The following is an 18,260-nucleotide window of genomic DNA, read 5'->3' on the forward strand; positions in this document are numbered from 1 at the left end:
TCTTTTACTTCAAAACTGGCGTGTTCTGTCCACCCTGGCTGGCGTGTATTTATCAGGTATGAATAATTAATGACAGTTGTGTGTCGTACCTGACGAATGTCCCTACGGGAAAGATGGCTTGCCGACCGCCGTCCATGTTAAATTTGACCTTTGCCACTCCGTAGCCCCTGATGACAAAGAGAATTTCATATGGAACAACGGCTACCCGTGCCAAAGAAGTCAGGGTCTATGCGCACAGCCAAACCACGCCGCCCGCACGGACGATGGGTCTACTATATTCTGCATGAAGATATTCTGTGGCCTTGCCCGGTCAAGTGGGAGTGGGAGAGCAGTTACCACGCCTGGTTGCCGTTTTACTACTCGCCCACCCTGGAATTTGTTGCCGGTAACCCCGCCAAGGCAACAAAAATCACTAAAACCAAGCGTTAATCATTATTTCGGCTGAAGAATTTTGTTTAACTATTTCGCAAGAAATAATTATTAACTTTCTGTTTTTAAAGTAAACGCCAGACTTCTTGCCCTCCGGGGGTACAGTAACTACATTAACAGCTGTACTTCAACTCACCTGAGGAGAGACATCCTATGAAAGCTGCCGTAGTTACTAAAAACCACAGTGTAGATATTCAGGAAAAGCAGCTTCGCCCACTGAAATATGGCGAAGCGGCACTCAAGATGGAGTGTTGTGGGGTCTGTCACACCGATCTTCACGTCAAGAACGGCGATTTTGGCGAAGTCCCCGGTATCACCCTGGGCCATGAAGGGGTCGGGGTGGTCACTGCCGTCGGCGAGGGCGTAACCTCTTTAAAAGTCGGGGACCGTGCCAGCGTCGCCTGGTTCTATCAGGGCTGTGGCCATTGCGAATATTGCGTCAACGGTAACGAAACCCTGTGCCGTTCGGTTAAAAATGCCGGTTTCAGCGTGGACGGCGGCATGGCGGAAGAGTGCATCGTGGTGGCGGACTATGCGGTCAAGGTGCCCGACGGCCTGGACTCGTTTGCCGCCAGCAGCATCACCTGCGCCGGGGTCACCACCTATAAGGCGGTTAAAATTTCCGACATCAAACCGGGGCAATGGATCGCGATTTATGGCCTGGGCGGATTGGGCAATCTGGCGTTGCAGTACGCCAAGAACGTGTTCAATGCCAAAGTGATCGCCATTGACGTTAATCAGGGCCAGTTGGATTTCGCCAAAGAAATTGGGGCGGACCTGGTTATCAACTCTAAAACCGAGAACGCCGAAGAAATTATTCAGCAAAAAGTTGGTGGCGCACATGCCGCCGTGGTCACCGCCGTGGCGCGTTCGGCCTTTAACTCTGCGGTGAATGCCGTGCGTGCCGGGGGCAAGGTCGTGGCCGTGGGCCTGCCGCCAGAGAGTATGGACCTGAGCATTCCGCGTTTGGTACTGGACGGGATCCAGGTAGTGGGGTCGCTGGTCGGGACCCGGGAAGATCTGAAAGAAGCCTTCCAGTTTGCCGCCGAAGGCAAAGTGACGCCGAAAGTCACCAAAAGGCCGCTGGGTGACATCAACGCCATCTTTGAAGAGATGAAATCCGGCACCATTCGTGGCCGTATGGTTATCGATCTTTCCGCCTCTTAATCCTGCTCTGTTGAGGTGACTTATTCCCTCTTCCAATGAAGAGGGAATATCGGGTTAACCCGCCGACGCTTTAAAAACCTGCCCCCAGTTGGCCAACAGCGTCTGCGCCTGTCCGGGCGTTGACCTGAACAAGTCTACCGCACTGCATAACCTCAGTTTCTCCATCAGCCGCTGCTTTTGCAGGCTGATGGTTTTGATGCTTTTATGCTGCTCGCGGGCAATCGCGCCCACCGTTTTACCCTGCAGCAGACCCGCCAGCACCCGATGCTCCCGCGGCGAGAGCGACTGCATTTGCTGAGGGGAGGCCTGCGGCAAGGGCGGACTCAGCAGGGCGGCCAGCGCATACAGCATGGCGTTGTTGTTCAGGCCCAGTTTTTCCATCGCCCGTTGTTTGTGGTTGCTGACGGTGCGGATATTGCGGTTACGCCGTTGGGCAATGGCGGTCAGGTCCTGCCCGTTGAGCAGGGCCTGCAGCACCAGACGTTCGTTCGGCGTTAATTTCTCTGCCAGATGCGGGGGCAACAATATGGTCATCATGGGACTCTCCTGTCCGATTAAACGCCTTTCCGGCGAACTGTCCTTGCCCGGTGGGCGAGGGTGATTAATCCAGCAGTACAAACGACAATGCACCCCGGCTGTCGGTCTGAGCGCTGACCCGGCTATCTTGTTCGGTCAGCAGAGGGGTGAGCGATATTTGCAGGCTTAAACTGCGGCCAATCTCAGCCCGCCCCGGCTCCCCGGCGGTCAGCACCGCATTGGTTGGCATCATGGCAGGCAGCGTCACGGTGGTTTCCGCCTCTCCAGCAGAACTCAGCGTTAAATTTGCCGGATGACCGTCTATTTGCGCGCTATCCAGCCGGACCTGGAGATAACCGCGATCACCGTAGCGCAGCCGACCATTCGGGCCAGTTTCCCCTTGTAACTTCAGGCGTAGCGTCTGGCGGTACGGGCAGGCTACCCTGATGGTTACCGGGCGCTCCCCGGGTGATAACAACGCCGTACCCGGCGTAGTCCGCAGTTGCCAGCGGGTCTGCCGGCCATAATCAATCTGGTCGGTGCTGGCCGATACGCTGCAGCGGCTTTCCGCTGGATGCGGGATGAGTTGCGCAGGTTCCAGCTCGGCACTTTGCGCCGTCAGGCTGGCCAGCAGCCCCGCCAGCGCCATGAATCTTTTCATTTCACACTCCTTGTTCAGCGGCAAACTGCCGCGCTGGTTTCATATAAACCGCTGCTGTCAGCCTGTTCCGGCAGAGAGAGCGTCAGCGAACACAGTGGCCGTCCGGCATTCTGCACCTCCAGTTGCATTCCCGGTGCCGCGTCCGGCAGGAATACCGCCCCGGCCGAACCGACCACGGTGACAAATTGCCCCTCGGTATTGAAAACGGCCGCGCCGTGGGGCAATGGAGCGCCCTGGGCATCCTGAACGTTGACCAGGACCCGGCGGGTACGCACCACGTCAAAATCCATCCGTCCCACCGCGCCGCGCGCCAGTTCCGTCTCCAGCCAGGCGTTGCTGATATCCACATTTTTCGGCAGGCTGCGCGTGTCGACCTGAACGGTTGAGCGGTGATAGCCACTCAACGACGGCAATACCGCGTAACCCCGGGCATCGGTCCAGGTCGGGCCTGCCGGTGTTTCCAGCCGGATCCCGCCTTCCTGACCGACCCGGGCAATGGCAAAAGTGTCCCCGACGGAGTACGGCGTGAGCGTGACCCCGCCGCCGTGTGCCACCACGCCGCCGGATGCCCGGACATTCCAACTGGTGTAGTCGTTCGAGTCACGGGTCAGGCTGCCGCTGAGCTGGCTGACCGGCGTGACCCAGTCCAGGGTGCCGGTACCGCTGGTTCGGCTGCTGCCGGTATCATGTTCGGTAGATAAGCTCCAGCCCCGGTCCTGGCTGCTGCGGTCGCTGTAGCGCACCCCGGCACGGCTGTTGTGACGGGTCGTATTGATATAACTGCTGAGGCTGCGTGCGCCGAACGGGATACTGACGGTCAGGTAGGCGCGATCCTCATTGCCGTTGTCGCCGCTACCGGTATTGCGTTCCAGGTTTAGTCCGACATAGGCCTGAGCAATCTGAGCGCTCCAGCCGGCGCGCAAGTAGCGGGTGTCGTCGCCGCCAAAGGTGGTGCCCTGCGCCCAGGAGAGGGCGAAATTACCGACTGACGGCATTCCCCAACTGATACCCGCACCGTACTGGCTGCGGGAACGACCCTGACTATCTTGAGTGTCCCGCTGCAAGGCATCGCTCAATTCCCGGTATTGACGGGTCTGTTGACGGCTGTTGAGGCTGACCCCCAGCCGTTCCGTCAGCGGATAACCGAGCGAAACCGAAACCAGCGTACCGGTGTTGTTATGGCGCTCATCCTGCGCCACGGTGCTCTGCAATGAGAGTTGACCCGCGCCGGGAAGCTGGTTGTCCACTGCTGCTGCCACCGCCCGGTACGGCACCGAAACCAGCAGGCCGGTGTTAAGCGTGGTGCGCGGCGTCAGTGCCCAGCCGCTGGCAAGGGTGCCCAGCCAGGGCGCTTCGCTGCTGCCCTGTTGATCCATCTTGCCCACGCCGACGGACAGACCGGGTGCGACGCTGTTGCCGTTGAGCAGCAGTGCGCTGGCCGGGACGGTAAACTGGCGTTTTTCGCCGTTGCTGCCGCTCAGGCTGACCGCCAGATCGCTACGGGTATTGAGCAGCGAGAACCCTTGCAGGCGGAATGGCCCGGCGGGGACGGTGGTGCTGTAAAGCAGCACGCCGGACTGGCGGACTTCCACCACCGACTGAGTGTCGGCAATCCCTTCCACCAGACCGGCTCCGCCCGAATTGCCGGTCAGGGCGGTTTCCGGAAACAGCTGGGCACCAATCACCTGCCCGGTACCGAACAGCGAGTTGCCCAGGCTAATTTGCCCGGTCTGAAACACCTTCTTAATACCGGCAAAGCTGCGCTGGGCATAGGCAGCCTGATGTTGCAGGCTATCTTCGCCATCAAAGCGCGAGAGGGTCTGGCGGCTACGCACGATCCAGTCCCCGGCGTTGAACCCGGCCTCACTGTCCAGTTGGACAAAACTGACCCCACCGCTATTCCCGGCGCTGTCCATGTATTGCGCATCGTAGTTGAACAGGCCCGCGATGCCGCCGTGCTGCCAATTGCCCTCGGCCGAGCCAGGGGCGGAAACCGCCTGCGCAGGTACCACCAGATCTGCCCGACGTTCAGCGGGGTCCAGATGCAGTTCGGTTTGTGGCCAGGCGCTGCGCAGGTCAAAACAGGGTTCCCGGCCGGTAAAGCCCGGCGGCGTCTCCAGACCGGCCTGTTTTTGGAAGGCGGCGTCGGCACAAAGTTGCCCCTGCTCGTTAAAGCGGGCGGTGATGCGCCCCCGGCCGCGTCCGTTAACGTTTAGCATCAGCGCATTTTCGCCGGGTAAAAAGCGCGGCCCGTGACGGAAACTGTCCGCCACGGTGCGGTCGATACCCCGGGACTGCAGCATGACCGGGTCAAACAGGGTTTCTTCCGGCCGAGAAGGGGAACCCTCTGCGTTGGCCGGCGACACCAGGAACAGAGGTGCCAGGGCTACTCTTATCGCCAGTGCCTGCCAGCTCAGCGGGCGAGCGGGGGGAAAGCAGAACAGACTCCTCACGGTATCCCCCTCACGGCAACGGTGTCAGAGGCGCATCATAATGGGCGACGCTGAACCCCCAGGTGGTGGCCGGGGCAATGCGCACCTGCGTCTCCGTACCCAGCGGTTTAGTCCCGTTCTGGGTCAGGGTGAGTATTTGCCCCGGCAGGACATAGCTGTGCGGCAGTGTCCAGACGCCGTTGCCCGGCAGGGTCTGAACCCCTTCTCCCAGGCGCACCACATAGGGCGAGGGATTGCTCACTTTCAGGGTGTTGCCGGTGCGCTGCCAGACCAGCCGTTTCCAGGGGGCGAGATCGCGCGCCAGACCGGCCGGGCGAATAATCAGCGGCAGGTTTTGGCGCACCGTCATGCGGACTTCACTTTTATCTTTTTGCTGGGGCGGTACCCCTTCGAAGATCACCCGCATCAGGCGCTCGGTGCTTAACGGCGTTTTGTCGGTCAGCAAGAAGCGCACGCTCTGGCTCTTGCCGGGCTCAACCCGGGCGGCCGGTGGGGTGACGGTCAGTAACGGCGCCTTGTCCTGAGGCAGGGGCACCAGGGTGGTCAGCAGCAGCACCGGGTAGGGATCGGTGTTTTGGACATTGATGGTGCCTTCGCCGTCGGCGGCTTCGACAATCACCACCGAGCTGTCCGGCACCACGCCGCTGGCCTGAGCCAGGGCAGAAAACAGGCACAGGGCCAGCGCCCCATAACGCACAAAAGGAATGTGTGGCATAAATGGACTCTTTCTTGGACCGGTCAGGTAACCCTCGGCCTGACCGGTAGGGCTGTGGTTGGGTAGGCCCCGTCAATGACGGGGCTTCAGGCCGGTTTACAGATAGATCAGTTCAAGGGTAGCCAGACCGTCCAGTTGGATCGGTTTGGTGATATCCAGTTCGGAGGCCTTGTTGATAAAGGCTTGAACTCGAAGCTTGTTGGCCAGGGTTTTGAACGCCACCGGGGTCAAAGTGCCGGTGGCAGCCCAGGAGGGTTGGTAAGAGGGTTTAGATACAAGAGAGCCGGTTGGTGACTTAAACCATGTACCTGTTAGACCAGCTCGGGTAATGATGTCTACGGCCACACCGTCAGCCTTTGTGCTTGTAATGTCGAATTTGAGGCTATACCCACCGATTTTTTTTGTGCCGTCCAGCCCCAGCCCAAACGCCTGTACGGTTGTGACGTCTCCTAAAAGCGTGATTCCGGCCGGAATGGTAGATGCCCCGTTGGTGGCTTCGGCATCACCCACCGTACTGCCCATGCGCCCACTGAACGCATTGACGGCGACCTTGGCATTGCCGTCACAGGTAATGGAGAAATCCAGTGATTTTTCCGGCAGCACGGTGTAATCGTCCGCCTTCAGGGTATCGGCCTTGATGGTGCCGTAGTCCACGGTGCCGCCGCCGCTCAGGGTTGGGGTACAGGCTACCGGTGTGATAGTCCCGATAACCTTGAGGTCCACGCTGTCGGCGGCGAAGACGGATGAGGCGCAAACAACGGCACCGGCGGCCAAAAGGGTGGCGAGTAGAGTTTTTTTCATTGATTTATTCCTTTCATCATGTGTTCCACACATAAATATCCATTCCCCCCTTGAGTGAGGGTTCCTTTGTATTTGCCTGCTAACAGGCAAAATCTTTTTCCAACGCGGTTGCGGCGGTCGTTCAGGCCGGGTTACAGATAGGTCAGCTCAATAGTGGCCAAACCGTCCAACTGGATCGGTTTGGAGATATCCAGCTCTGAGGTTTTGTTGAGGTAGGCCTGCACGTCCAGCGTGGTGGCCAGCGTTTTGAACGCCAGTGGCGTCAGGGTGCCGGTGGTTGCCCAACTGATATGCTGATAGGGTTGTACCGAAATCAAGCCACTTGCTGCTTTGGTCCAGGCACTGTTGGGATTGTCTTTGCGGTATAAAGTATCCACAACCACGGAGTCAGCCTTCGCGTTCGACAGCGCCATTTTTACGCCATAGCCGCCGATTTTGTTTGTGCCGTCCAGCCCCAACCCAAACGCCTGAACGCTCTGGGTGGCTGAGTCCAGGCCGAAGAGCGTGACTCCGGCCGGAACGGTGGCGGCTCCGTTGCTGGCTTCATCAGCGCCCAGGGCAGTGCCCGGACGGCCACTGATCGCACTGACGGCCACCTTGGCATTGCCGTCACAGGTAATGGAGAAATCCAGCGTTCTCATCGGCAGCACGGTGTAATCGTCCGCCTTTAGCGTATCGGCCTTGATGGTGCCGTAGTCCACGGTGCCGCCGCCGCTCAGGGTTGGGGTGCAGGCCACCGGCGTAATAGTCCCGATAACCTTGAGGTCTACGCTGTCGGCAGCGATGGAAGATGAGGCGGAGAAAACGGCGCTAGCGGCCAAAAATGTGACGAGTCGTGTTTTTTTCATTGATATATTCCTTTAATCATGTTTTCCATACAAATTAAATCAATAAGCCACTGATAATATTGGTTATTATCTTTTTCTGGTTGCAGCGGTTTACTGGGAAAAAAGCAACATTTTGAGCCAAAGTGTTACTTTTTACATATTGTTCTGAAAGGCAGGCTAAACAGAGGTATTGTCAGGAGATAACACCATGGATGGTGTTTTTAATGAGTCTATATCTGGGTGAATAGTAACCATTGCGCGGGGTGAGTAAAAAACAAACAGGACAGTGAGCGAAAGCAGGTTTTTATCAGGAAAGGAACGGGTAAACGGAGTGGGATATATCTTACTGATAATGTGATGTTTATTGGAGGGATGAAAAAAATACGACGGCGGTATTGACTTCTTTTCGGGTAATTCTTAGTTTATGTGTCAGTTTGGCTCAAAGTGTTACATTTTTTTGGCGTTTTTCCTCCCATAAGTCCCTGAATCGTCCGGCATTGGCGGCGGTGTACAGTACCGTGTGTTGAATGTTGCGATGCCCCAGATAATCCTGAATCACCCGCGTATCCGCGCCGTTATCCGCCAGCGCATAGCCACAGGCATGACGCAACATGTGCGGGTGCGCCTCGACGTCCAGCCCGGCCCGACGGCCATACTCACGCAGCATACGAAAAATACGCTGGCGCGACAGGCGATAGCCCTTTTGTGACAGAAACAGCCAGTCCTGGTCGTCCAGGTTGCGGCAGGATTGGCGTTTTTTCAGCCAGCGCTGCAACAGGCGTTTCTCGGTGGCTTCCAGTGGGTGGGTGGTGGACAGGCCGTTTTTAAGGCGGCTGATGTAAAGGCAGCCGTCGTCCATGTCGAGGTCGGCGAGGCGCAAGCCGGTGAGTTCGCTGACGCGACAGCCATGAATGAAGCCCATCCAGATCAGGCAGGTGTCACGCTCGGGCGCCCGGCCGGCGGCGGCTTGCAGCAGCAGACGCCCGACTTCACCCCGGGTGAGGTGTTTGCGGTGCTGTTGTGATTTGATCACGGTAATCTCCTCGAAAAGAAACGGCCGGCGGGTGCCGGCCGGTGTCTGTCACAGACAGAGCGGGAGGAGTATAGCCTAACCTTGGCGCGCTTTACCCCGGCAACGGGGAATTGGCGTTCACGGCAAGCGCTTAAAACAGCCCAAGCGGTTTGGCATCGTAACTGACCAACAGGTTTTTCACCTGCTGGTAATGTGACAACGCCACTTTGTGGGTTTCGCGGCCGACGCCGGAATTTTTGTAGCCACCGAAGGCGGCATGCGCCGGGTAGAGGTGATAACAGTTGGTCCACACGCGCCCGGCCTTGATGGCGCGCCCCATGCGATAAGCGCGGTTAACGTCGCGGGTCCACAGACCGGCACCCAGCCCAAATTCGCTGTCGTTGGCCAATGCCAGGGCTTCGGCTTCATCTTTGAAGGTGGTGACGCCAATCACCGGCCCGAAGATCTCTTCGCGGAAGAAACGCATGCTGTTGTTACCGGTGATCAGCGTGGGCTGCAGATAAAAACCGCTCTGCAATTGCTGCTCATGGCTGGCGCGCTCGCCGCCGGCAATGATTTTGCCACCCTCGTTTTTGGCGATCTCGATATAAGACAGGATCTTGTCGAACTGCTGCTGGGACGCCTGCGCACCAATCATGGTGTCGGTATCAAAGGGGTCGCCCTGGCGAATGGTGGTGATACGCGCCAGCACTTTTTCCATAAATTGCGGGTAGATAGACTCCTGGATCAGGGCGCGTGAAGGGCAGGTACAGACTTCACCCTGGTTGAAGAAGCCGAGGATCAGCCCCTCAACCGCCTTGTCGATAAACTCCGGCTCGGCCTGCATGATGTCTTCAAAGAAAATATTCGGTGATTTGCCGCCCAGCTCCACGGTGCTCGGGATGATATTCTCCGCCGCGCAGGCCAGGATATGTCGGCCGACCGGGGTGGAGCCGGTGAAGGCGATTTTATCGATGCGCTTGCTGGTCGCCAGTGCCTCTCCGGCTTCTTTACCGAAGCCCTGAACCACATTGAGTACTCCGGGTGGCAGCAGGTCGCCAATCATTTCCAGCAACACGCAGATGCTGAGCGGCGTTTGCTCGGCCGGTTTGAGCACCACGCAGTTACCGGCAGCCAGCGCCGGAGCCAGTTTCCAGGCCGCCATCAGCAGCGGGAAGTTCCAGGGGATAATCTGCCCAACCACGCCCAGCGGCTCGTAAATATGGTAGGCGACGGTGTTCTGGTCGATCTCTGCGGCGGTGCCTTCCTGTGCACGCAGGCAACCGGCGAAGTAGCGGAAGTGGTCAATCGCCAGCGGGATATCCGCGTTCAGCGTTTCGCGGATCGGCTTGCCGTTGTCCCAGCTTTCGGTCAGCGCCAGCAGCTCCAGCTTTGACTCCATACGATCGGCGATCGCCAGCAATACGTTGGAACGCTCCTGTACGCTGGCCTTTCCCCAGGTTTCGGCCGCGGCATGGGCGGCATCCAGCGCCAGTTCGATATCTTTCGCGTCGGAGCGCGGAAACTCGGCGACAGTCTGACCGGTCATTGGGGAGGTATCGGTGAAGTAGTTGCCTGAAACGGGTTCGACAAATTTGCCGCCAATATAGTTGCCATAACGTTGTTTGAAAGAAACCAGCGAACCAGGTAAACCGGGATGAACGTATTTCATGTAAACACCTCTCAGGGGGACAGACTGTGTAGGGTTGTGCCCGACTGCGTGGCACCATCACAGTAACCCTAAGCATTGCCTGTGCCACATTGCGTCAGCGCCAGGCTTATAAAAATACAAAATATTTAATATCAATAAATTAAAGAATAAAAATGCCTGTCGATGGCAATAAAACCCCTGGCTTATTATTCATTTCTATTATTTTTTGTGTCCCACGTCGCAACGCATGCGACACATTCGTGATACAAAAATGCAACACTTTATTGACGGGAGTCGGGCATGTTGCAGAAAGACCAGACCGGGTTTGTCTCTGATAGCGATAACCTGTCTCTCCCTGGCCCCTTGTCAGAATCATGGCTGCGCAGTCGGCACTACGGCCTTGATCGGACCGACGATCTTGTCCCTTTTGTTCGGCCTGCGTTGCTCAATGAAGTCCGTGGGCAAAACGGCTGGGTGGCGCAACTGGCGCGGCCGTTGATCGAACGCCTGGGCGGCGAAATTAACCGGCAACCCTCAATAGTGGTGGTCTCTGATGCCAAGGGATTGGTGCTGGAAACCTGTGGCAATAGCCATTTTTTGCGTAAGGCGTCGCGTATCTCGCTGGCTCCGGGCAATTTATGGGGTGAACAGGCGCGTGGGACTAATGCCATCGGCACTGCGCTGGCATTAGGCGGTTTGTGTGAAGTTAATGGCGATGAGCACTTTCTCAATCAAAATGCCGGGCTTTACTGCTCAGCCGCGCCGATTTACCGGCCAGACGGCCTGATTGCCGGGGTACTGGACATCTCGACGCCCGCGCAACGGCCTTTTGATGACGCGCGTTCATTGATCCTGCAGGCTGTCAGGCACATAGAACACCAGTGGGTGATGGGCTGCGTGACGCCTCAGCACTGGACGTTACGCCTGCATAGCGATGCGCGGGTGCTCGGCAGCGCCCATGAGCTGATACTGGTGTTTCGCGACGAGATTCTCACCGCCGCCAACCGGCTGGCAATGCAGGAATTTAATCTCTCCGCCGCTTCTTTTGGCACCCTTGACTTCGCCACGCTGTTCCCGGAAATGCAGCGTCAGACGCTGAACGCGCCACGCCAAACGCTGGCGGTCAATAATCGCCACTATTATTCGCTGTTGCAGATGCCGGAACGGCATTCGCAGGTCGTCCGGCCTCGGGAATTGCCCTTTGATCGGGACGGTGCCGACAGACAAAAAGCATTACGTATTTTGAATGCCGGGCTGGCGCTGTGCATCAGTGGGGAAACCGGCTGTGGCAAAGAGTATTTCAGCCAACGGCTGTTCGAGGAAAGTCATCGGCGGCAGGGCAATTTTGTGGCGATCAACTGTGCTGCGCTGCCGGAAAACCTGATCGAATCAGAGCTTTTTGGCTATGCGCCCGGTGCCTTTACCGGTGCCAACCCAAAAGGGTACCTCGGCAAGATCAGAGAGGCCGACGGTGGCGTACTGTTTCTGGATGAAATCGGCGATATGCCATTGAGTTTACAGACCCGGCTGCTGCGGGTGCTGCAGGAAAAAACGGTCACACCGCTCGGCAGCCGTCTCAGCTATGCCGTCGACTTTTCGCTTATTTGCGCGACCCATCAGGATTTGGCGCAGCAGGTGGCGGCGGGGGCGTTCCGTGAAGATTTGATGTACCGGATTCAGGAATTCAACCTGCGTATTTTACCGCTGCGCCAACGGGCACACGTCGATCGTTTTATCCTTAATCTGTGGCGTGAATTGGGTGCCGAGTCTCGGAGTATCCGGCTGGCGCCGGAGACCGTCGCGGTGCTGGCTCGCTATCCGTGGCCCGGTAACGTTAGGCAGTTGTTGAGTACGCTGAAGGTGCTGTTGGCCCTGGCGGATGATGGCGAACTGATTACGCCTGACGCACTCCCCGAACAATTTTGCGTCTTATCGCTGCCCGCTGATCCCCACGCCGCACCGCAGGAGATGCTGGACGCTATCCGAAGCGCTAATGGCAATATCAGCCTGGCGGCGAAACGGCTGGGTGTTTCACGCAGTACGCTTTATCGCAAGATGGAGAAACGCCGTGGGCGGGCAGTAGAATGACCGCCCAATAGCCAAGGCCCCTTTCAGGGCCAAGGCCGGAGGGTTAGTTATCGCCCAGCCCCTGTGGATTAATTTCAGAATGTTCGATTTTCTCGTCGCTTTCCGCCCAACGATCCAACACCTTCAGGTAGATACCGTTGGCGATAGCGCTATTAAGCGAAGCCTGCACCGCATCCACCAGACCATTGCCTTTTTTCACCGTGACGGCAATGTTGGCGCTGCGTGGCCAGCCGCCCGGCACGATACCGACCAACGTGGTTTTACCGTTCAATTTTGCCTGGTATGCACCGGCGACGTTCGGCCCAAAGGTTGCGTCAGCCCGGCCGGACTGAATCGCCAGCGTGGCGGCCGCCTTGTCGGTTACGTAGATCGGCTGTAGGGCGGGTAGTCCCTTGGCCTGATTCTCTTTATCCCAGGCCAGCAACACCGCCTCCTGATTAGTGCCGGAATCGACGATAATCTTCTTGCCGGCAATATCCGGCGCCGATTTTATCGAGGTGATTTTACTGCCGGTCTTAACGTAGAACCCCAGCGTATCCTGGCGATAAGTGGCGAAGTCGAACTTGGTCTTACGCTCTCGGGTCACGGTAATGTTATAAATCGCCGCGTCGTATTTGCCGGAAGTGACGCCCAGCGGCCAGTCTTCCCACGAGGTGGGTACCAGCTTGAGTTTCAGCCCCAGGCCATCGGCCACCAAGCGGGCAATATCTGACTCACTGCCGATCACCGTTTTATTATCACGGGCGTAAAGCCCAAACGGCGGGCCGCTGCCCAGTATCGACACGGCTACGGTCAATGTGCCCGGTTCGACGAATTTGAATCCGGCCGGGATTTTGGCGGCCGCTTCAGGATTTTTTTGCGTATTGATCGGTGTTTCGTTGGCAACCAGGTCAATGCCCGGCGCGGCATGGGCCAGGGCGGAAAGGCTCAGGAGTGCCGCCGCTGCGGTGAGTTTTGCGCTATACATCATTATTATTACCTGCATTATTATGTGGTTGAGGCGGTCAACTCACTATCCTTCAAGCCGCTAAATCTGTGAACGAACAAAATTGGCTAACTAATTTTAAAAATGGGGTGGTTGCGCGGCAGGCGGGAACGGGACCCGCCGACCGCGGATAATCAGCGCTGTTTGGCTTCGACCTTCATGGGCGCCTGAAAGCCTTTGAGCCGCAGCGCGTTGCCGAGCACAAAGACGCTGGAGAGCGCCATCGCCGCCGCGGCGAAGATCGGTGAAAGCAATGTGCCGTTCAGCGGGTAGAGCGCGCCGGCCGCGACCGGGATCAGCACCGCGTTGTAAGCGAAGGCCCAGAACAGGTTCTGCTTGATGTTGCGGATCGTCGCCTGGCTGAGGGCGATGGCATTAGGTACGCCACGCAGGTCGCCCGACATCAACACCACGTCGGCCGCCTCAATAGCCACATCGGTTCCGGTGCCGATGGCCAGACCAACGTCGGCTTCGGCAAGTGCCGGTGCGTCGTTGATGCCATCCCCCACAAAGGCCACCCGGGCACCGCCGCTGCGGAATTTTTTCAGCGCCGCAACCTTACCGTCGGGCAGAACCTCGGCGGCGACTTCATCAATACCAAGCTGTTTGGCGATCGCCGCAGCGGTGGCCGCGTTGTCACCGGTGATCATCGCCACCTTAAGGCCAAGCGCATGCAGCGCCTTGATTGCCTCCGGGGTGCTTTCCTTGATCGGGTCAGCGACCGCGATCACCGCCGCCAGACGGCCATCTATGGCCGCATAAAGTGGGCTTTTACCCTGTTCACCGAGGCGCTGGGCAGCCTGCTGAAATTGACTCACATCGAGGCCGAGCTGTGTCATAAAGCGGTCCGCACCCACGGCGACGGTGCGCCCGGCGACGCCGGCAGAGACGCCGAAGCCCGGTGTGGCATCAAAGCTTTCTATCGCGGCGAGCGTCATGTTCCGCTGCCTGGCCGCCGCCACAATCGCTTCGGCGATCGGGTGTTCGGAGCGAGTTTCCACTGCCGCCACCAGAACCAGAACCTCATCGTATTCAAAGCCTTCGGCGGGCACCAGGTCAGTCAGTTCAGGGCGACCTTTGGTCAGGGTGCCCGTCTTGTCGAGCGCAATCACGCTGACATCGCGCAGCGCCTGTAAGGCCTCGCCCTTGCGGAACAACACGCCAAGCTCAGCGGCGCGGCCGGTTCCGACCATAATGGAGGTTGGCGTAGCCAGCCCCATGGCACAAGGGCAGGCGATAATCAGCACCGCCACCGCATTAATCAGCGCAAAAGTCAGTGCCGGGGACGGGCCGAACACCAGCCAAACCAGGAACGTCAGCGCGGCGGCGGCCATCACTGCCGGCACGAACCACATGGTGACTTTGTCGACCAACGCCTGGATCGGCAGTTTGGAGCCCTGAGCTTCCTCGACCAGACGAATAATTTGCGCAAGCACCGTATTGGCACCGATTTTGGTGACACGGAAACTGAAAGCCCCGGTTTTGTTGATGGTGCCACCGACAACAGCGGCACCCACGCCTTTTTGTACCGGCACCGGCTCGCCGGTGATCATGCTTTCGTCTACGTAAGAGGTTCCTTCGACGACTTCACCGTCAACCGGCACTTTTTCGCCTGGACGAACCAGCACGATGTCACCGGGGGCCACCTGATCGAGCGGGATTTCGACGGTTTCGCCATTGCGCTCGACGCGTGCAGTCTTGGCCTGCAGGCCGACCAGCCGCTTGATGGCCTGTGAGGTACGCCCCTTGGCGCGAGCCTCTAAAGTCCGGCCAAGCAGGATCAGGGTGACGATGACCGCAGCGGCTTCGTAATAGACGTTGGCGGTACCCTGCGGCAGCACCTCGGGAATGAAAGTCGTCACCACCGAATAGCCATACGCCGCCACCGTGCCGACCGACACCAGCGAGTTCATGTCGGGAGCGCCGCGCAATAGCGCCGGGATCCCTTTGCGGAAGAAACGCAGCCCCGGCCCAAACAGCACCAGGGTGGTGAGAACAAATTGCAGATACCAGCTGGTTTGTTCACCCAGCACGCCCAGCACCCAGTGATGCACGGCGGGGATCAGGTGCGACCCCATTTCGAGAATAAACACCGGCAAGGTGAGGATGGCGGCAATCAGCAACGAGCGCCGTAATCCCCGGGCCTCATGCTCACGTCGCTCGGTATCCTGATCCTCTGTGCTGACGGTGGCGGTGGACAGGCGTCGTGGTCGGTAGCCTGCTTTTTCAACGGCGGCCTCAAGGTCTGTTATAGAGACGACACCGGCAAGATGACGCACCCGCGCACGCTCGGTCGCCAGATTGACATTGGCCTCGAGCACGCCGGGTATTTGGTTCAGCGCCTTTTCTACCCGGCCGACGCAGGACGCGCAGGTCATTTCCTCGATTGCCAGCTCGGTAGTTTCCTCACGCACGCTATATCCGGCGTTCTCAATGGCATGGACCGCTGCCTGCGGGTCAGCCGTGCCGCTGAAGGTGAGATCGGCGCGTTCGGTGGCCAGATTGACCGAAGCGCTATCCACGCCGGGTACCGCCTTCAGCGCACGTTCGACACGGCCTACACAAGAGGCGCAGGTCATGCCTTCGACCGGCAGGCTCAGTCGGGTGACCGGGGCCATCGCCGGGGTGGAGTCGGGTTTGAGAGAAACGGAAGTCATTGAACTGTCCCTTATAGTGTCTGTTGGTGGAGAGCTTAAAGCTTCCCACCACGGGAAGGTCAAGCGGTTATTTTGGGGGCGGGTCTCTTTAACAACATACTGAGCGCACGGGGCGCCTCAACGGCCTGGCTAAACAGAAAACCCTGGCCCAAATGATAGCCGGAGTTGCACAGCGTTTGCCGCTGCTGTTCGGTTTCAATCCCTTCGGCAATGATATCGATGGATAATTTTTGTCCCAAAATGCCCATGCTTTCCACAATGCCTAGAATAGCCGTCTCGTTATTCATACGGCGGATAAAGTCGCGATCCAGTTTTATGCAGTCCAGTGGGTAGTTCATCAGGTGGGTAAAGGAAGAGTGCCCGGTGCCAAAATCATCAAGCGCAATCCGTATCCCCATTTCCTTGAGCATTTGCAAAGCCCGCAGCACATATTTCGAGCCATGCTTATTAAAGGCATGTTCGGTCACTTCCAGCTCAATCAGATGGTGAGGGATATTAAACATCTGCAAGCGCTGAAGGAATGTTTCGGCGTAGCTATCACGTAAAAATTCGATAGGGGAAGCGTTCAGCGACACTGGCAAAACTTCGGCACCAGAAGCAAGCCAGGCCGAGATATCGGCAAACACTTTCATCTGCATGGTTTCGCCGATTTTGGTTGCCAGTTCGTAATCGTTAAACGCTTCGCAGACGCTATCCGGCGTCTGGATGCCATTTTGCGGGCAATACCAGCGCAGCAGGGCCTCAAAGCCGACAATGGCACCGGTTGCCAGATTGACCTTGGGCTGATAGCTGGGGCGGATCTGGTTGTTACGCACAATCTGACGTGCGTGATTAAGCTGTGTCGCACGTTCCCTGGCCTTATCCATCATCTGCGGATTAAACATATAAACGCCGCCACGGCCGCCGTCCTTAAGCTCGTACAGGGCGGTATCGGCGCATTTCATCAATTCTGACGCATCACGGGCATCCTGCGGGTAGAGGGCTCCACCAATGCTCATGCCGCAATGAAGTGCTTTACCGCCATGGGTAATCGGCGTTTCAAGCTGCAGCAAAAAGTTATTGGCGATTTTGAAGATATCCTGTTCGTTTTCGACGTCGCTGATCACTACCGCAAACTCATCGCCGCCCAATCGGGAAACAAATGAGTTAGCGTTCAAATCGGCCTTGAGCCGCCGGGCCAATACACGCAACAGATGATCGCCGGCATCGTGCCCCAGGGTGTCGTTGACCAACTTAAAGTGATCGAGATCCAGCAAAATCAGCCCAAGCGATTTATTATTGGCCCGCGAGCGTTTCATTTCCTGTTTTAATCTTTTCTTGAATAATCGCCGGTTGGGCAAACCGGTCAGTTCGTCATATTCACTGGCGATCAGTAAGCGTTTTTCCGCTATCCGTTGAGAGCTGACATCGCGCGAAACGCACAATATATTTTGTATCCGGGCGTCCTTGTCGAACACCGGGCTAAGGATATTATCCCAATGCAGCAGTCTGCCATCCGGGGTGGCGCTAAGGCCGGCGAATCTGGCATTTTTCCCGCTCAGCACCTTGCGGAGCGCTTTTTGGCCACGCTGGCGAACTTCTGGCTGCAGCAGACCCAACCAGGGCATGCCAAACTGTTGCTGGTTCTCATCTACACCCAAAGCGATGCTGCCCGCTTTGTTCATATGCAGCAATGAACCATCATTATTAATCACTTTGATACAGTCGACACTGGCATCAAGCATATTTTTCTGCGCCGCCAGTTTTTCGGCAATGATTTGTTTTTCCAGCATTTGATGATGGATATCGGTACAGCTGAGAAACCAATGGTTATGCGCGGTATTCGGGGCTTTTTTTACACCGAACGACAGCAGAAACCAATGATACTCACCGCCGCAATGGCGTAGACGGGCTTGTTTAACGAAAGAAGTTGCGGTGGTCATCGCTTGCTGACACAACGAATCAACCAGGGCATAGTCATCCGGGTGCAAGGCCTTCAACCAGCCGGTGTTCCGGTTATCATATGAAGACAGGCCGGAATACTCACACCACAATTTATTGAAATGTCCCCCGAGGCTATTACCTACGCCAATGAGATTCGGCAAACCGTCAAATATTTCATTAGCTATATCAAAAGGATGGTTGCCATCATTGCACTCGGGTAAAACACTCATTTGTCATTTCCTCTGAAAACCGCCGGACATTCATGCCAAAAAATATTTTGCCAGCGGCAATCATTATATAACCTGGCCTGCGCAATAAAAAACACCAGAGAGAATGAGATATAATCTCGGGTAACACATTAAGAATACTCTTGTA

Annotated in this window: 14 protein-coding genes; 3 read left to right on the top strand and 11 right to left on the bottom strand. The window is 57.3% G+C overall.

Translation table 11 applies throughout. The features are described from left to right. Window positions 1–228 precede the first annotated feature (228 nt). Window positions 229–429 carry a hypothetical protein gene (locus ACNT1W_RS14265; RefSeq protein ID WP_017892824.1) on the top strand — a complete coding sequence of 67 codons (201 nt, stop codon included), beginning with the start codon at window positions 229–231 and terminating at the stop codon, window positions 427–429. 153 nt (window positions 430–582) lie between these two features. Beyond that, on the top strand, window positions 583–1,596 hold the full coding sequence (gene adhP / locus ACNT1W_RS14270) for an alcohol dehydrogenase AdhP (RefSeq protein WP_012145131.1): 1,014 nt from the start codon (window positions 583–585) through the stop codon (window positions 1,594–1,596). Window positions 1,597–1,650: 54 nt separating this feature from the next. Here the strand turns inward: adhP and ACNT1W_RS14275 are convergent, their stop codons facing one another. From ACNT1W_RS14275 to ACNT1W_RS14310, 8 genes are all read right to left on the bottom strand, one after another. Next, entirely contained in the window at window positions 1,651–2,133 is a 483-nt protein-coding gene (locus ACNT1W_RS14275) for a LuxR C-terminal-related transcriptional regulator (RefSeq protein ID WP_419245741.1), read from the bottom strand. Window positions 2,134–2,197: 64 nt separating this feature from the next. After that, window positions 2,198–2,773 carry a hypothetical protein gene (locus tag ACNT1W_RS14280; protein ID WP_411227196.1) on the bottom strand — a complete coding sequence of 192 codons (576 nt, stop codon included), beginning with the start codon at window positions 2,771–2,773 and terminating at the stop codon, window positions 2,198–2,200. Window positions 2,774–2,787: 14 nt separating this feature from the next. Further along, window positions 2,788–5,175, bottom strand: coding sequence for a fimbria/pilus outer membrane usher protein (locus tag ACNT1W_RS14285; protein WP_419246872.1), 2,388 nt, complete (start codon window positions 5,173–5,175; stop codon window positions 2,788–2,790). 61 nt (window positions 5,176–5,236) lie between these two features. Next, on the bottom strand, window positions 5,237–5,941 hold the full coding sequence (locus tag ACNT1W_RS14290; protein ID WP_419245742.1) for a fimbria/pilus chaperone family protein: 705 nt from the start codon (window positions 5,939–5,941) through the stop codon (window positions 5,237–5,239). Between the two features lie 96 nt (window positions 5,942–6,037). Next, a complete protein-coding gene (locus ACNT1W_RS14295) occupies window positions 6,038–6,742 on the bottom strand; it encodes a DUF1120 domain-containing protein (protein WP_419245743.1) in 705 nt (234 codons plus the stop codon). Window positions 6,743–6,873: 131 nt separating this feature from the next. Then, entirely contained in the window at window positions 6,874–7,590 is a 717-nt protein-coding gene (locus ACNT1W_RS14300) for a DUF1120 domain-containing protein (RefSeq protein WP_126501672.1), read from the bottom strand. A 418-nt stretch (window positions 7,591–8,008) separates the two neighbouring features. Further along, on the bottom strand, window positions 8,009–8,602 hold the full coding sequence (locus ACNT1W_RS14305; protein WP_419245744.1) for a tyrosine-type DNA invertase: 594 nt from the start codon (window positions 8,600–8,602) through the stop codon (window positions 8,009–8,011). 130 nt (window positions 8,603–8,732) lie between these two features. Beyond that, window positions 8,733–10,253, bottom strand: a complete 1,521-nt coding sequence (locus ACNT1W_RS14310) for an aldehyde dehydrogenase family protein (RefSeq protein ID WP_012145138.1) — start codon at window positions 10,251–10,253, stop codon at window positions 8,733–8,735. Between the two features lie 279 nt (window positions 10,254–10,532). On the opposite strand from ACNT1W_RS14310, the gene ACNT1W_RS14315 reads away from it, so the two are divergent. Continuing rightward, a complete protein-coding gene (locus ACNT1W_RS14315) occupies window positions 10,533–12,320 on the top strand; it encodes a sigma-54-dependent Fis family transcriptional regulator (RefSeq protein WP_419245745.1) in 1,788 nt (595 codons plus the stop codon). Between the two features lie 43 nt (window positions 12,321–12,363). Here the strand turns inward: ACNT1W_RS14315 and ACNT1W_RS14320 are convergent, their stop codons facing one another. The 3 genes from ACNT1W_RS14320 to ACNT1W_RS14330 all read right to left on the bottom strand — a co-directional run bounded on the left by ACNT1W_RS14320 (window position 12,364) and on the right by ACNT1W_RS14330 (window position 18,115). Next, entirely contained in the window at window positions 12,364–13,290 is a 927-nt protein-coding gene (locus tag ACNT1W_RS14320; protein WP_419245746.1) for an ABC transporter substrate-binding protein, read from the bottom strand. Window positions 13,291–13,439: 149 nt separating this feature from the next. After that, window positions 13,440–15,962: a heavy metal translocating P-type ATPase gene (locus tag ACNT1W_RS14325; protein WP_419245747.1), complete on the bottom strand. Its 2,523-nt coding sequence runs from the start codon at window positions 15,960–15,962 to the stop codon at window positions 13,440–13,442. A 59-nt stretch (window positions 15,963–16,021) separates the two neighbouring features. Further along, window positions 16,022–18,115, bottom strand: coding sequence for an EAL domain-containing protein (locus tag ACNT1W_RS14330; protein ID WP_419245748.1), 2,094 nt, complete (start codon window positions 18,113–18,115; stop codon window positions 16,022–16,024). Between the last annotated feature and the right edge of the window lie 145 nt (window positions 18,116–18,260).

The organism is Serratia sp. NFX21, from assembly GCF_048517035.1.
Lineage (GTDB): Bacteria > Pseudomonadota > Gammaproteobacteria > Enterobacterales > Enterobacteriaceae > Serratia > Serratia quinivorans.